The 16210-nt window shown below is 30.4% G+C and carries 17 protein-coding genes; all 17 read right to left on the reverse strand.

Going from position 1 to position 16210, the window contains the following annotated elements:
• Nucleotides 1-558 precede the first annotated feature (558 nt).
• A complete protein-coding gene (locus tag QMG30_RS04510; RefSeq protein WP_281812640.1) occupies nucleotides 559-1296 on the reverse strand; it encodes an ABC transporter permease in 738 nt (245 codons plus the stop codon).
• Nucleotides 1296-2027, reverse strand: coding sequence for an ABC transporter ATP-binding protein (locus QMG30_RS04515; RefSeq protein ID WP_281812642.1), 732 nt, complete (start codon nucleotides 2025-2027; stop codon nucleotides 1296-1298). The genes QMG30_RS04510 and QMG30_RS04515 overlap by 1 nt, the downstream gene beginning before the upstream one ends.
• Nucleotides 2024-2332: an AbrB/MazE/SpoVT family DNA-binding domain-containing protein gene (locus QMG30_RS04520; protein WP_281812644.1), complete on the reverse strand. Its 309-nt coding sequence runs from the start codon at nucleotides 2330-2332 to the stop codon at nucleotides 2024-2026. The genes QMG30_RS04515 and QMG30_RS04520 overlap by 4 nt, the downstream gene beginning before the upstream one ends.
• A gap of 210 nt (nucleotides 2333-2542) precedes the next feature.
• Nucleotides 2543-4678 (reverse strand): ADP-ribosylglycohydrolase family protein, encoded by a 2136-nt coding sequence (locus QMG30_RS04525; protein WP_281812646.1) that lies wholly within the window; start codon nucleotides 4676-4678, stop codon nucleotides 2543-2545.
• A gap of 15 nt (nucleotides 4679-4693) precedes the next feature.
• A complete protein-coding gene (locus tag QMG30_RS04530) occupies nucleotides 4694-5521 on the reverse strand; it encodes a carbohydrate ABC transporter permease (protein WP_281812648.1) in 828 nt (275 codons plus the stop codon).
• Between the two features lie 2 nt (nucleotides 5522-5523).
• Entirely contained in the window at nucleotides 5524-6417 is an 894-nt protein-coding gene (locus QMG30_RS04535; protein ID WP_281812650.1) for a carbohydrate ABC transporter permease, read from the reverse strand.
• A gap of 165 nt (nucleotides 6418-6582) precedes the next feature.
• Nucleotides 6583-7902 carry an ABC transporter substrate-binding protein gene (locus QMG30_RS04540; protein WP_281812653.1) on the reverse strand — a complete coding sequence of 440 codons (1320 nt, stop codon included), beginning with the start codon at nucleotides 7900-7902 and terminating at the stop codon, nucleotides 6583-6585.
• 475 nt (nucleotides 7903-8377) lie between these two features.
• Nucleotides 8378-8884, reverse strand: a complete 507-nt coding sequence (locus QMG30_RS04545; protein ID WP_281812655.1) for a hypothetical protein — start codon at nucleotides 8882-8884, stop codon at nucleotides 8378-8380.
• Nucleotides 8885-9011: 127 nt separating this feature from the next.
• On the reverse strand, nucleotides 9012-9563 hold the full coding sequence (locus tag QMG30_RS04550; RefSeq protein WP_281812657.1) for an AAA family ATPase: 552 nt from the start codon (nucleotides 9561-9563) through the stop codon (nucleotides 9012-9014).
• Nucleotides 9564-9823: 260 nt separating this feature from the next.
• Nucleotides 9824-10216 carry a 30S ribosomal protein S9 gene (rpsI, locus tag QMG30_RS04555; RefSeq protein WP_281812659.1) on the reverse strand — a complete coding sequence of 131 codons (393 nt, stop codon included), beginning with the start codon at nucleotides 10214-10216 and terminating at the stop codon, nucleotides 9824-9826.
• 29 nt (nucleotides 10217-10245) lie between these two features.
• Complete coding sequence (gene rplM, locus QMG30_RS04560; RefSeq protein ID WP_113672503.1) at nucleotides 10246-10680, reverse strand: 50S ribosomal protein L13; 435 nt, start codon at nucleotides 10678-10680, stop codon at nucleotides 10246-10248.
• Between the two features lie 216 nt (nucleotides 10681-10896).
• Nucleotides 10897-12045, reverse strand: coding sequence for a YibE/F family protein (locus tag QMG30_RS04565; RefSeq protein WP_281812664.1), 1149 nt, complete (start codon nucleotides 12043-12045; stop codon nucleotides 10897-10899).
• Nucleotides 12046-12069: 24 nt separating this feature from the next.
• Complete coding sequence (truA, locus tag QMG30_RS04570; RefSeq protein WP_281812666.1) at nucleotides 12070-12807, reverse strand: tRNA pseudouridine(38-40) synthase TruA; 738 nt, start codon at nucleotides 12805-12807, stop codon at nucleotides 12070-12072.
• A 51-nt stretch (nucleotides 12808-12858) separates the two neighbouring features.
• On the reverse strand, nucleotides 12859-13650 hold the full coding sequence (locus QMG30_RS04575) for an energy-coupling factor transporter transmembrane component T family protein (RefSeq protein ID WP_281812668.1): 792 nt from the start codon (nucleotides 13648-13650) through the stop codon (nucleotides 12859-12861).
• The gene (locus QMG30_RS04580) at nucleotides 13647-14507 is read right to left on the reverse strand and encodes an energy-coupling factor transporter ATPase (protein WP_281812670.1); all 861 of its coding nucleotides are present in this window, start codon (nucleotides 14505-14507) and stop codon (nucleotides 13647-13649) included. The genes QMG30_RS04575 and QMG30_RS04580 overlap by 4 nt, the downstream gene beginning before the upstream one ends.
• The gene (locus QMG30_RS04585; RefSeq protein ID WP_281812672.1) at nucleotides 14492-15343 is read right to left on the reverse strand and encodes an energy-coupling factor transporter ATPase; all 852 of its coding nucleotides are present in this window, start codon (nucleotides 15341-15343) and stop codon (nucleotides 14492-14494) included. Before QMG30_RS04585 ends, QMG30_RS04580 begins: the two co-directional genes overlap by 16 nt.
• Nucleotides 15344-15672: 329 nt before the next feature.
• Nucleotides 15673-16209: a bL17 family ribosomal protein gene (locus QMG30_RS04590; RefSeq protein WP_281812674.1), complete on the reverse strand. Its 537-nt coding sequence runs from the start codon at nucleotides 16207-16209 to the stop codon at nucleotides 15673-15675.
• Nucleotide 16210 lies beyond the last annotated feature (1 nt).

Raw genomic sequence — 16210 nt, forward strand, 5'->3', positions numbered from 1 at the left:
TTTTCGTATAATAATATTATACTATCTAAAAGTATATAATGCAATTATATTGTTATTTTAAAGTATATTTCATCTTTTTTTGTAACATATTGTATAATTTCTATTGAAATATTAATTAACTAATACCTAATGAATATATTAATTTTTATGTAGTTATAGTAATATTTACTATAAATTATTTATTTTTTTGACAAATTAGTTAAATTAATAAAGAGTTGTCTTAGTAATATAGATAAATCTTAAGCCCTAAGTACTATTAATATGAATTAAAATCACTATATGTATATATTACCATTTCATTATAATATTTATTAATTATTATTCTTTTTTTTGCATAAATTGTCATAATTATATTATCTGCAACAAAATTTGACAAATAATAGAATATATTATATAATAATATAATCCTTTAGTAGTTTATAAACAGTATTTTGCGATAGTTCCCCTTAGTTCTATCGTATTTTTTTGTAGCAAAAAAACCCAAACTTTTATGTTTGGATTTTCTCTTATAAGTGGTTTATTATAATCACCTATCTTATTAACCTATATTTCAATTTTTCAATTGACATCACTGCTCATCTTCCTATTAAAAAATATAACAGCAAGAATAAGTACTACAATAGCATATCCTATTACCCACCATAGATGAGGATAAATTTCTGAATAATTACCTGCCAGTGCTGCTTTACCTGCATCTACTGCATGAACAAAAGGTAATGCGTACGCAATACTTTTAAATGTTCCACCAACCAGATTGAGATTGAACCATGTTCCTGAAAGCCATGCGGCAACGTTGGTTAACAATGCACCACACACTCCCCCTACTTGTTTATCTGTAAGCAAACTTCCTGCTAAAAGTCCAATTCCTATAAATAGAATAGCTGTAGGTATAAGTACAAGAAATACTACCAATACATTAACAGTTATTGTTAATCCAAGAAAATAAGCTGTAATGAAACATACGATACTCTGCATTATTGCCATTGGTATGAATGGTAACATATATCCAAGTATGAAATTAGTTGCTGTAAGGGGAGATGAAAATAACCTTGTCAAAAAAGATGTCATCCTGTCTTTTGATATCAACATTCCCGAGAACAATGAAATAAATGATAATCCAAAAACAGTCATCCCTGGTGTAAGATTCTGTATCTCAAATACACTTTCAGGGATATTCGCTTGAATAGCTGAAAGCAATAATAGTATTATGACCGGAAATCCTATTCCGAATAATAGATTAGATGGTTCTCTAAAAATTTCTTTACAATTCCTTGATGTAAATGCTAATGTCTTCATTATATAACACCCTCCATCATACTTAATGCAATAAAAGCATCTTCAAATTTATCTTTATCAGTTTGTTTCATTAATTCCTGTGATGTTCCCACTGCTTTCAATTCCCCTTCTGACATGATTGCTATTCTATCTGAAAGAGCTTCTGCTTCTTCTAAGTAGTGAGTAGTCAGTATTATAGTTATATTCCCTTTCAATTTCTTTACCATGTTCCATAGCTCTCGTCTGGCTAAAACATCAAGTCCAAGAGTGGGCTCGTCAAGAAATAGTATTTCAGGCTCAGTTATAAGAGCCATAGCGATACTTAATCTTCTCTGCCATCCACCTGATAAAGTTTTTGCTCTGCTTTTTTCTATTTCCCCTAAACCAAATCTAATAATCATCTCTTCGGTTTTTTTGATAGCATCTTGTTTCTTATTACCATATAACTCTGCTATTGTCTGTAAATTTTCCCTGACAGTTAAATTAGGTGCAACAGCTGTTTCTTGTGGAGATACATTAATTTTTTCTTTTACCTTGAAAGGATCTTTTACAATACTATCTCCTAATAATATTGCATCTCCACTAGTAGGGCTACTTAAACAAGATAACATTTTTATTGTTGTTGTCTTTCCTGCTCCATTCACACCAAGAAGAGCAAATAACTCTCCTTGATCAATAGATAAATTAAGCTTATTGACAGCTATTTTATTTTTATACTTTTTGACTAAATCTATTGTTTTTACAGCAATCAATTCTCTTCCCCCTTTTGTTTTTGGACATCTTTTACTTCTTTAGCGAATCTATCAAGTTGACTTTTATCTTCTCCCTCAGCTGGTTTTACTTTTCCGCTGAAAATTCCATCAGCCATTTTATCAAAGAAATCTAATCTGTTTATGGCAATTCCTCTGTCTACATCAGCTAAAAGAAGTAATGTATCTCCAGGTTTTATATTAAACATATCCCTCGCTTCTTTAGGTATAACTATCTGACCTTTTGTTCCTACTTTTACAGAACTCATGTATTTTCCATCATTTGGTGACTTATTCTCTGTTCCCATTTCTAATCTCCTTATTAATATTTAGGTATTATAAGTATTACAAGTATAACTTGTTATACTTATAATACCATTACATGTTTAAAAAGTCAATATTGCTATATAATAATTTTTTTGTGACAAATAATGAGAAAATATAAAGCTATCTTACAATACAATATAACCCGTTGCGTATCATAAAATAGCTAGATTTCTCATTAATTATATTAATAATCAATTCTTATTTATTTTGATATCTTTATAATGACAATGGCTTCCATTTAATACAGTTAATCCAAATTGTCCATAATCATAACTACATTCTTTATCATCATAAAATATTACTTCTTCATTATCTATATATATTTTAAAAGTCGATCCTTTTATTTGTACTTTTATAGTATAATCCCTTTTGTTTACATAATTAAAATTTTGTTTTTCTAGGATTTCATAATTCTTATGTTTCTTCAATAGAGCAATTTGATTATCTCCATAAAAACCAAATGCATAACTTCTGGCTGCTCCCTGAACTCTAAAATTAATCAGATGATAATATCCTATTTGTGGATTTAACGTACATTCATATTCATAGTCTCTTAGATAATAATAGCCCGTATAGATTTGACCTTCATCACAACAACTACCACTTAGGTAATTTTTATCTAGTTCCCATAATCCATTAGAATATGTGAATTGACTTATCTCTTTGTGAAGGGTCGAGTGCCCAAATCCATAATTTTCAATACATTCTTTAGAAAAATCAATGTTATATTGTGGTGCTTGGGAAAACTCCAAATAATCCATATATACACACATGATTTTATCGTTTATCTTTGTATCAGCATCTTTATAAAGAATAATACCTGCTTCTTTTATAAGCCCTCCATCTATGATAGGAACCTGATACTCTATCTCGTGCCACTCAGAACCGATTTTAACACTATCTGATTTATAAATTTCATCATTATTACTATCATAAACATAAATCAAAGCATGTATATTGAATCCACTATCATTATATAGACAAGTCTTTACTGTTTGATTTGGATATAATATAGGTGTAAATGCTGGGTCATATCTTGAATCGTGTAAATCAGATGGTTTATAATAAGTTTTGTAATATATCCGTACTTCTGAGTCATTAGCTAGCCTATTAGCGAGAATTTTTAATGATCGTTTTCCTATATCGCTTTTATCGTTTGAATTCTGAACATTTACTTCTACCTTTGATTCATTAGCTTTGGCTCGCATAGCTTGTGTAGATTTTGGTAAATCAAAACGCAATAGATAATGATCTTTCCTAAAACGTTCTTTCCATAATTCCTCGGGTTCAATTCCAGCAATCATATATCCTAATTCACAAAATGTCTCTACACTTTTAGAAACAGTAGATATATTCAAGCTACCAATAATACTAGATGAGATCAATAAGTCATTAATGGGTTTAATCCATTTATCGTCTATATTATCAATACCTACTAAAACACCTAATATAGAACCTACATTACCTGCATTGCAATCCGTATCCCAACCACACATATTACATATGCATAAAGTTTTGCTGAAATCTCCCTCACCATATAACATTGACAATATCATGACTGCAATATTAGGAATTATATGACATACACCTTGGTACTTATCATAACCAAAATTATCATGTATATATTTATAACAGTCCCTCCAATTGTTACTATCAACATTATTGTAAAAATTCATAACTGCTTTAACTACTATTGAATATATAGAAGTCGTTGGAATAACATGAAGCCCTTGATTGATGATATCAATGACAGTATCTTCAGTATATGCAGCACTTACACATGCTGCTACGAACATAGCTCCATAAACACCTTCTCCAGCATGAGAGACTCTCGCCATCTTTCTAGCATAATCAGCAGCCAGTTGAGGATTACCAGGAGCAACGAATCCCCAAGAATCCACGAAGATCTGCCCACCAATTTGTTCTGCACAGATTAATCCATTCTGCTCTATGGAACCAGAACGAGGTGCATCTATACCATGTTTCAGATTTAAATATGCAGTATGTTCAGTTGATATACCATAACCACCCCACCAGAAGAAGCCGTGATTTTCAGGTGCATAGTTAAGCCAAGTATATCCCATTTCCTTCTCAGTAATTTCATCAATTCCATAAGGATAATCTATAATAGCTCTGATAAAAAAAAGTGGTCCATTACTATCATCATCGGCTGCATAATCTTTATAATCCACAAGATAATCTGAAATCTCACCATATGTTTTTTTAATCAATTCATAAGTCCATCCTTCTATTGGTGAGCCTAATCTGATTCCAATAATCTTACCCAACCATCCTGCATAAGTCTTTTCTATATAATTTTCAACCATATAATATTATCTCCTTTATTTAATACTACCTGAAGTCAATCCCTCTATGAAATAATTCTGCAAAGCTATAAATATAACAACTATAGGTAACATGGTAATAATTCCTGCTGTATAAACCATAGATAAATCAGATCCTCTATCACCTACAAATATTATATATTTTGTAGCAGCAGTTTTTATTAAAGCATCTTGTAAAAATGTATTGGCCATTGTGAACTCATTCCAAGTCGCAACAAAAACTATCAATATTATTGTTGTCACTACTGGTCTTGCCAATGGAAAGATTATTTTCCAAATAATATCAAAGACATTACAACCATCTATAACAGCCGCTTCACTCAATGCATTAGGTAACCCTAGAACGAAAGTTCTAGCTAACAGTATATTAAATGGTAAATTGATTGCTATAAATATCAATATTATTCCTAAGTGCGTATTCACTAAATCCAATTTAGAAAAAGAATAATATAAAGGAACTAAATATGCAAATACAGGTATTGATAGTGAAACACCAAAATATACTAGAAATGTATTTTTCAATCTCATTGTTGATTTAGCTAGAAAATATCCTACTAAAATAGATATGACTACCACTATTAATGTTGTTATTCCACTAATGATTATACTATTTAAAAAAGCTCTTGCATATCCTCCAATTTTCCAAGCTTTTAAAAAATTGTCTAGATTAAGTTGAGTTGGTATCCCAACTGGAAATTTCTTTATTTGAGTATTAGTCCTAAATGAATTAAGCAGCACAATAATAAGTGGTGCAATTTGAATGATTGCAAATAAAGTCAATACAACATATATAATATTTTTTTTATATTTTTTCCCTATATTCATTCCTAATCTTCACTCTTTCTTCTTATTAATGCGAATAAACCGAATATGATAAATGATACAGATACCTGAACTACAGCAATGGCACTAGCATACCCTGCCCTGTATTTAAACAAAGAATTTTTATATAACATTGTGGATAATAGTTCAGAACCTGGTCCACCTTTAGTCATGACCCATACATATTCAAATGTACCCATTGACCACACCATTGTTGTGACAATAATAAAGATAATTGTATTTTTTATTGATGGTATAGTAACATATCTCATTTTTTCTAGAGTAGTCGCTCCCTCTACTTCAGCCACTTCATATAGTGCTGGATCTATTTGCTGTAGAGCGCTCATGAATATAACTAAAACGAATCCCCACCAATGCCAATTATCTACTAGCGCAACTGAAACTAAAGCATTATTAGGTGCCAACCAGTCTCTAACTAAAAAATCCAAATTTAGATTTTTAAATATTACGTTTATACCGAAATACGGATTATAGAATGCAGCAAATATTTTACCAGCTATAGCAGCAGATATAACATAAGGTAAAAAATACATGGCTCTGTAGACAATTCTTCCTCTTTTGACTCTAGTAAGTAAATAACCAACTAGAAAGCCCAAAATTATTGGAAGTGTCAAAAATATGGCCATCCATTTGAGATTGTTAGTTAATGCATTCATAAAATTAGGATCATTGAATAGTTCTTTGAAATTGCTTAATCCAATAAATTCTTTTTTACCAATACCATTCCATTTAGTAAGTGCTGAATATAATGTATTAAGTGAAGGTAAAATTATTAGAGTGAAATGATATATCAAAACAGGTATGACGACGCAATAGGCTATTAAATTAGATCTTTTCTTATAATTTAATTTTCCATGATTTATATTACTTTTTGCCATAGCTTTCCTTTCTTTCTTATTAAAAATTAATTATGAGATTAAATGATTAGTTTTTATATCTCTACCCAATTTTTAATCAAAATGCTTTATGCAGGTATTAATAAGGCTTTTCAGAAATCAAATACTGTTGTAACTGATGTATTATCATTCTGAAAAGCTACTATATTATGGTAATATTGGTACAAATCCTTCTTGTCTTTCTTTTTCTGTCAACTTCTGCATTTCAGCTAAATAATCATCAATTGTAATATTACCTTCTAATACGTTAACAATACCTTCATATAAATATACCCTTGTTTCTGGTGGATAAAATGCCCATGTAGCATAACCATAATTACCTTGCTCTAATGCTCCGTTGACCATTTGCCACATTTCTTTAACTACACCTTCTAGATCTTCAAATTCACTGTCATCAATTGACATAGGGGCTACGTCTAACCCTGCTCCAATGAAATCACTCTGTATATCTTCTCTTAGCAATTGATTTATGATATATTCAACTACTTCTGGATGCTCTGTATCTTTAGAAACACACCACATTCCTCCTACAGCTAGAGGCATATGAGGTTTTTCAGTATCATTTATAGCTGGATGTAGCATAACTCCAACTTTTTCTCTGTCTTCTCCTTCAAGTGGTCCTACCCAATATGTTGCCCATGTACCTTCAACCTTAAATAAAGCTTTATCTGTTGTAAATGCATTAATGGCATCATCAGAAGTTAGGACGTATGATCTTTTATCTGCTAAATAGCCACGGTCATGCCATGATTTATATAATTCTACAGTTTTTTTGAATTCTTCGTTTTCCCAACTGGCATTGTCTTTTCCTTCAATAGTATTTTTAACTAATTCTTTACCTGTATAACTGAATAATATTGATAAATACCATTCTTGGGCCCAGGGCCAATCTTGAGAACCTAACATTATAGGTGTATAACCTTTTTCTGATGCTAATTTTAGTGCATTCTCAAATTCACTGAGTGTATCAATATCCTCAGCATTCAATTCAAGTTCTTTCATTATATTTTTGTTGTACCAGATTACCATACCTTCATAACCATAAGGTAATGTATATACTTTACCATCTGTTACAGATAAATCATAAGCCCAATCAAATAATTTTTCTGACCATTTATTTTTTTCTGCAGCACTCGTTAAATCGTATAGCAGATCATCTCTAACATATTGAGCTACGTCTGCTGGTGAATCAAGCATAAATATATCTGGTTTATCATTTGAGCTCATTCTAGTATTGGTTATGTCTTTTCCTTGACCTGAAACTATTTTTAATTTTATGTCTGTTTCATTTTCTGAATTATATTCATCTATAAATCCGTTAAATATTTTTTCATATACTGCTGCCTGGTCAGCTTCAGATGCTGTAAATGTTATTTCTACTTCGTTATTCTTGGAATCGTCTTTTTTGCATCCTACGATACTAAAAATTAAAACTAGTACCATACATAAAAATAATACTTTTTTCATTTTCTATTCATTCCTTTCAAAGTAATATATATACTTATTAATACCTACTGAATATTTACATTTACACATACCATAATTATAGTATTATATATATTTTGTCCCAACTATTCTAGTAGCGTCATATTAATTAATTATTATAATTAATTTAATATATATAATTATCGATATGTGAAATAATAGCATTTATAGTATATCCTAGTATGCTTTTTAGTATTCTTAAAACGTAGGAAGTTAAATGAAAACACTCTTTGAAAGAATTTATTTTAATAGATATGTTAATAGAACAAAAGAGGCTACGCCTCATATAAGATTTCAAGGAAAATAGAAAGTAGAACTTTCTTATTTAATAAAAAATACCAAGTATAAATAATTGATACTTGGTTAGAAAACTAATATTATATTAATAATAAATTTGCGAACTAATATTCATGTATTATTTTGGATTAAATGTATATATCTTTATATTAATTATAAGTTAATCTTTATGTTCTGGAATCATAAGCCAATCTAGCTCCATATCAGGAAAACCATCTTTATCAACTTTTACAATATTAATCCAATTTGCCACTTTCTCTTGCTCATCATCAATAGTAATTGAATCTTCTTGTGAAATGATTACAGTAAAAGTATCTTCGTTATAAGTTAGTTCCTTGATATCAAAACTTCTAACAAATCCATTTGAACCTCTATTCACAACTATGTACAAAGATTCAGTTTCAAAATCTACTGAAGAAAAATCATCCAATTCATACAAGTAATCTTCTTTAAATGCTTTCCACTTAGTATCATTATCTATAAAGCGATATGATTTCATCCAAAAAGATGAATCATTCTCTTCAAGAAATATTGAGCCTTGATAAAAATTGTCAAAAGAAATAAACACATTCTCTGAAGTTATACCACTGAATTCAATCGGACAACTGCATCCTGTAATTCCTAAACATAAAATAAGACTCATTAACATACACTTCATTTTTATCACTTTTTAACCTCCAATGACTATATATATATAATTACTATATTTTTATATGAAAGAGTTAACTCAATCAAAATCCAAGGTACCACCCTAGTATCGTATTTAATAATATACACATTAACAAAATAAAATTTTAACCATCCTTAATATCTCTATATACATTAATAATCAATTCCATACTATTTGATAGACTATCTTCTCCGTTAATGCGAATCACTTTACAAGGCAATGAATTAGCCCATTGTTCATGTGTTCTCATAGAAGGTGAACCATCGGTATCATATCTAGCTGCACTAGCAAGGAATTTCTGATGATTCTCATACAAATCTCCACCTTCTAAAATACGTTTCCCAAATCTATCATATTCCCTTTTATTTATACGAGTTAATCTTACCTCAACTGGTACAGTAATATGTACAGCTAAATCAAATAACGGAACAAAAGGTGCGTTAAAACTATCCATCGAACCTGCCATAACAAAAAATTCACTTTGGGATATATCTGACATTAATCGATTAATCTTTTCTTCTCTCGTATACATAACCGTAAATGGTTTAACTGTATCTTTTCTCCATATATAGTCATCCAAATCATAATATGAAAAACTAAGTCTTTCAGCTACCATTTTTCCTAATGTTGTTTTTCCAGAACCCGCTGAGCCAAAAATAATAATTCCTCTCGACATTTTTACCTCCATTAATTCATACTTAACTTTATTATCCTTTAATCGTATTTTATCAGACAATTTAAATATAATCAATAAAAAAGAACCTCTCTTCATATAAAGAAAACAGGTCCTATACATGTCCTAAAGCTTTAATTTCTTATTATTTTTTTGTCACTTGTGTGTCACTTTTAAATATAATTTTGTACGATTTCATACAGATTTAAAAACAAATAAATCCCCCAAACATCGCTGTCTGAGGGATAATAATTTCTGAAATATTATCTTTTTGAGAATTGAGGTGCACGTCTTGCAGCCTTTAATCCATATTTCTTTCTTTCTTTCATTCTTGGGTCTCTTGTTAAGAAACCTGCTTTTTTAAGTGCTGGACGGAACTCATCATCAGCTTTTAATAAAGCTCTTGAAATTCCATGACGAATAGCACCTGCTTGTCCTGTGAATCCACCACCATGTACATTAACGATAACATCGAATTTATCTACTGTATGAGTTAATTCTAATGGTTGACGTACTGTAACTTTTAATGTTTCAAGTCCACAGTATTCATCTATATCTCTTTTATTGATTGTAATTTTTCCTGTTCCAGGTACTAAATATACTCTTGCAACACTATGCTTTCTACGACCTGTGCCATAATATTTTAATTCTGCCACTTCTATATCCTCCTTTCAGTACGAATCATTTAGTTTTTGATTTCTAATACTTCTGGTTTTTGAGCTTCATGCTTATGTTCTGAACCTCTATATACACGTAATTTCTTAAGCATTTTTCTTCCAAGTTTATTCTTTGGAAGCATACCTTTAACTGCATGCATAACTACTTCTTCAGGTTTATTTTTCATCATGTCTTTATATTTAATCTCTTTTAAACCACCTGGATGTCCAGTGTGATATCTGTATAATTTTTGGTCTAATTTTTTTCCTGTTAATACAACTTTATCTGCATTGATAACTACAACATTATCACCAGTATCAACATGTGGTGTATAGATAGGTTTATTTTTTCCAATAAGTACTCTTGCTATCTCAGATGATAAACGTCCTAAAGTTTGACCTTCAGCATCTACTATATACCATTTTCTCTCAACTGCTTCTGCTTTTGGCATAAAAGTTTTCATTGAGTTCCCTCCTTATTCAGTTCGATTTCTCATGTATTATCAAAACCCGGGGCTAATGGATTTTAATTTACAAACTCACGCTTCAATATTATAGTACATCCAGCCAAGTGTGTCAAGTGGTTTGTACTAATTATCCACATTTTTATTGGATTTTTTTATTTTATCCACATAATTTATTTATAACTCAATTTAATTGTGAATAACATTATATTTTTTCTATACTTTACTATAATCTCCTTTGGCTAACAACGATGCAACTATTGCTGTTATAGGGATTGATACAATAAGGCCAATAGTACCAGCTAATGCTCTTACTATCTCTGTAGATATCAATTCCATATTGACTATATCTACCAATGTCATTTTATTAACCATAAATAGTAACATTAAACACATTGAAGTACCTGCATAAGCTAATATTAAAGTATTTGACATGGTACCCATTACATCTTTACCGATATTCATACCTGATTTAAATAATTGGCCAACTGTCATTATGGGATTATTATCTTTTAATTCTTTAATAGATGAAGAAATAGACATACAAACATCCATAACAGCACCTAGAGTACCTAGCAAAATACTAGCAAATAATATTCCTTTGAAATCAAGTTTTACTGTACCTGTAGTATACAGTAACATCTGAGATTCTGACGTCTCCAAACCTGATAAATTCGCATAATAGCCAATTATTAGAGATATTGTTCCAGCAATGATTACGCCTGATAAAGTTCCTGCAATTGCAGCTATTGCCTTTTTGTTGAAACCTCCAATAACAAACATAGTTATAATAGTTACTACAAAAGAAACTATTATGGATATTACAACTGGATTCTGTCCACTAATAATTCCTTTCAACATAAAATATACTCCGACGATTGTTATTCCTAGAGTAAATAAAGTCTTAATTCCTTTAATTCCTCCTACAATAACTGTTAATAGCACAAATGCTATAACTAAATATATTAAATATCTATCTCTTTTGACTTCACTTATATATCCTTGTACGATATTTCCTTGATCATCTCGTTCGATACCACAGTATAATTCGTCTCCGACTTTTGCATCAAAACTATTGGCCATAATACCATCTACAGTATTATATACTTCTATTAGCTTTCCTTTTTCCTCACCTTTGGTAAGTTTTACTTTTAACACTTGAATTTTTTGTACATAATCTCCTCCCGACGTTTCGAGAGTTTCATAATCATCTTTAATTATGGCAATAACTTTACCAGGAATAATTTCTTCACTATAATCTTCTTCATTTATTTGATCTGTTGTATCCCCAGAAGCTTGAACACCACCCACAAATACTCCAAAACATAATATGACTGCCAAAAATAATAATATTTTCTGTTTCAAATTGCAACCTCCTTCATAAAAATTTTAATTATAATTAATCTTAACCAAAGTCAAACCCTTTGCCGGAGCAGTAACCCCTGCTCTTTTTCTGTCTAATGATTCAATAATATCTGAGATATCTTCTGGTTGCATTTTACCTCTTCCTACTTCAATTAATGTTCCAACAATTATTCTGACCATATTATATAAAAATCCGTTTCCGTTAATAGCGATAGTAATCATCTCATCTTCTATATCAACATCACAACTGTAAATTTCTCTTATAGTTGTTTTTGCACTACTTCCTGTTGAACAAAATGCTTTAAAATCATGTTTACCAATAAACCCTTTTGCTGCCTCATTCATTTTATCAACATCTAGAGTTTTATGATAAAAATATGCATATCTATTATATTGAGGTAGTGGAAAGTTACAATTATAAATTTTGTATTCATATGTTTTGTTTTTAGCATTATATCTGGGATGAAAATTGTTAGTAACTATTTTTGCATCTCTAACAACTATATCATCAGGCAAATAAGCATTTATTGCGTATGGTATTTTGTGTATAGGTATTGTTGTATCTACTTTTAACAACACAATTTGACCTAATGCATGTACACCTGTATCAGTTCTACTGGCACCGACTAATTTTATTTCCCGGGAAAACAATTTTTGACATGCTTCAATTATTTTTTGTTCTATGGTCGTCGCATTCTTTTGTATTTGCCATCCACAATATTCTGTACCATCGTAAGCTACTACCAGCATAATATTACACATAATTTCACCTTCATATTTTCTACCATTCATTATTATAAATCTATCTACAGTCTAAAGAATAATAAGTATAGTAATGTATACCACTAGTACAATTATTGCAATTAAATCATATTTAGAATATCTAAGCTGTTTCATTCTTGTTCTTCCTTCTCCACCTCTATAACATCTAGCTTCCATTGCTAATGCTAGATCATCTGCTCTTCTAAATGCGGATATAAATAAAGGTACAAGAAGAGGTATAAGACTTTTTGCTCTTTTTACTATTCCACCAGACTCAAAATCAGCTCCTCTTGCCATCTGAGCTTTCATTATTTTATCGGTTTCTTCTAATAATATTGGTATGAATCTAAGAGCTATAGTCATCATCATAGCTATTTCATGAGCTGGTACTTTTATTCTTTTTAATGGATTCAATGAATATTCTATCCCATCAGTTAACTGTATGGGAGATGTAGTCAAAGTAAGTATCGATGAACCAATGATAAGGAATATCAGTCTTATTGCCATCATTGTAGCGAAATATAAACCTTCCTCATATATCTCTATACTTCCTAATTTATATAACAGATTTTCGCCCTTCGTAAAAAATAGATTCAATACAACAGTTAAAATAATTATGATAAATATTGCTTTCAACCCTTTTAACATGAATCTAAGTGGAACTTTTGATATAATTATTATTGAACTTAAGTATACTAATGCTACAGCATATCCCCATATATTATTGGCAATAAATAGAGAGATAATAAATAATAGTGTCCCTAATAATTTCATTCTTGGATCTAATTTGTGTATATAAGAATTAGCAGGATAGTATTGACCGATTGTTATATCTCTTATCATAATCTCACATCCTTACTAACGATATTCAATATTTCATCATATGCTTCTTGTATTGTAGTAACTTCATTAGATACCATAAATCCTTTATCTTTTAATTCATGCATTAAATATGTCACCTGTGGAACACCAAGTCCCATAGACTCTAATTCTTTTATGTGATTGAATACTTTTTTAGGAGTATCATCATATTTTACTTTGCCTTTGTCCATAACTATTATACGTTCAACATATTTACCTACATCTTCCATACTATGAGAAACTAATATAACCGTTATACCTAACTCTTGATGAAGTTTCACTAACTCATCTAGTATTTCATCTCTACCCCTTGGATCAAGTCCAGCTGTAGGCTCGTCCAAAATAAGAACATCAGGTTCCATAGCTAAAACTCCAGCAATAGCTACTCTTCTTTTTTGCCCTCCTGATAATTCAAAAGGTGATTTTTCATATATTTCTTCATTTAATCCAACAGTACTTATTGCGTCTTTTACTCTTTTATCAATTTCTTTAGCATCTAATCCCATGTTGGTTGGTCCATAGGCTACATCTTTATAAACAGTCATTTCAAATAGTTGATGTTCCGGATATTGAAAAACAAGACCTACTTTTTGTCTAATTTCTTTTAAAGGCTTTTGTTTATTATGTATATTTATGTCATTAACATATACATCTCCACTTGTAGGCTTCAATAATCCATTGAATTGCTGAATTAATGTAGACTTTCCAGAACCAGTATGTCCTATAAGTCCTACAAATTCTCCATCATTTATTTCCAAAGTCACATCATCTAGAGCCTTTTTCTCAAAAGGTGTATTCGCACTATAAATGTATGTTAAATTATCTATTTTAATTGACATAAGGCATCAACCATTTCCTTTACATTAAGTATATTAGCAGGTATATTAATGTTATTTTTTCTAAGCTTATACGCTAGTTCTGTTACTTGAGGAACATCAAGTCCTAATTCCTTCATCTGTTCAACTTGTGTAAATACTTCATTGGGTGTACCGTGTAAGGATATCTTACCTTCATCCATCACAAAAACCTTATCAGCTTCTATTGCTTCTTCCATATAATGTGTGATTAATATAATTGTTATATTATCATTTTTATTCAATTCTCTTACTGTATTTATTACTTCTCTTCTACCTGAAGGGTCAAGCATTGCCGTTGGCTCATCCAAAATAATACACTCTGGTTTCATTGCAAGTACACCTGCAATAGCTATTCTTTGCTTCTGTCCTCCTGATAATTTATTAGGAGAGTGAGTACTATAAGCATTCATTCCCACAGTATCAAGAGCCTTATCTACTCTTTTTCTTATTTCATTTGCTTCTATTCCTAAATTCTCAGGACCAAAAGCTACATCTTCTTCTACTACTGTAGCTATTATTTGATTATCTGGATTCTGAAATACCATTCCAGCTGTCTGTCTTATATCCCATATATTATCTTCTTCTTTTGTATCCATACCTTTTACCCATAGAGTACCTTCTGATGGGGTTAAAAGGGCATTCAAATGCTTTGCCATAGTAGATTTTCCTGAGCCATTATGTCCAAGTATAGCTATGAATTCTCCTCTATCAATATCTATATCCACATGGTCAATTGCTCTATTCAGTTCTTCAATTTCCCCCATATCATTATGGGTATGATATTCATATACTAGACCTCTAGATTTTATCATTTCCATATATTACACCACCTGATAGTAATGATTTAAGTCAAGTAATATATACTATTATAAGTACTATATAACTATTTACTAAAACGAAATACTTATAATAGTATATATTATCAAACTCTAAAAAACAATATTTTTTTATATATTAAATATTTTTTTCTAACAACAAAAGAGGCTATCCTCGTTCCGCAAAGCGGATTAGTCGTTAGGAAAGTTTCCTTAGCTCATATGAAAACGCTCCTATTTCATATGCTTAAAAATAGGACTTTCCTATAAGATAAAAGAAGGGATTAAGTGCACATGTGCCTTAATCCCTATAATTCTTTACTCATGCAAAATTACACTAATTCTATGATTACTTCTTCTGCACCGTCACCTCTACGAGGTCCTATTTTAATAATTCTTGTATATCCGCCATTTCTATCTGAATACTTTGGAGCAATCTCATCAAATAACTTATCAACTAAGTTAACTTGTTTAGTATTTGCTTTTTTACCAGCATTCTTTACAGGCACTTCTTTTACTGGGTATAAAACCTTAAGCATTTGTCTACGTGCATGTAATCTAGAAGCGTTATCCTTTTTAATAGTTTTTTCAATTTTATCAAATTCAGTAACTTTTTTACCATCTACTTCATTTTTAACTCTTTTTCCATCAGCAGTTTTCTTAGGAACTTTTTGAGTTACAGTTACTGTTTCATAATTATCTTTTTCCTTTACGGATAATGCGATTAATTTTTCAGTAAGTTTGCGAACTTCTTTTGCTTTACTAACTGTAGTTCTAATTTGTCCGTGGTAAATTAGATTAGTCACTTGATTTCTTAGTAATGCTTTTCTTTGGGAAGAAGTTCTTCCAAGCTTTCTATATCCTGCCATT

Source organism: Vallitalea longa (genome assembly GCF_027923465.1).
Classification (GTDB): domain Bacteria; phylum Bacillota; class Clostridia; order Lachnospirales; family Vallitaleaceae; genus Vallitalea; species Vallitalea longa.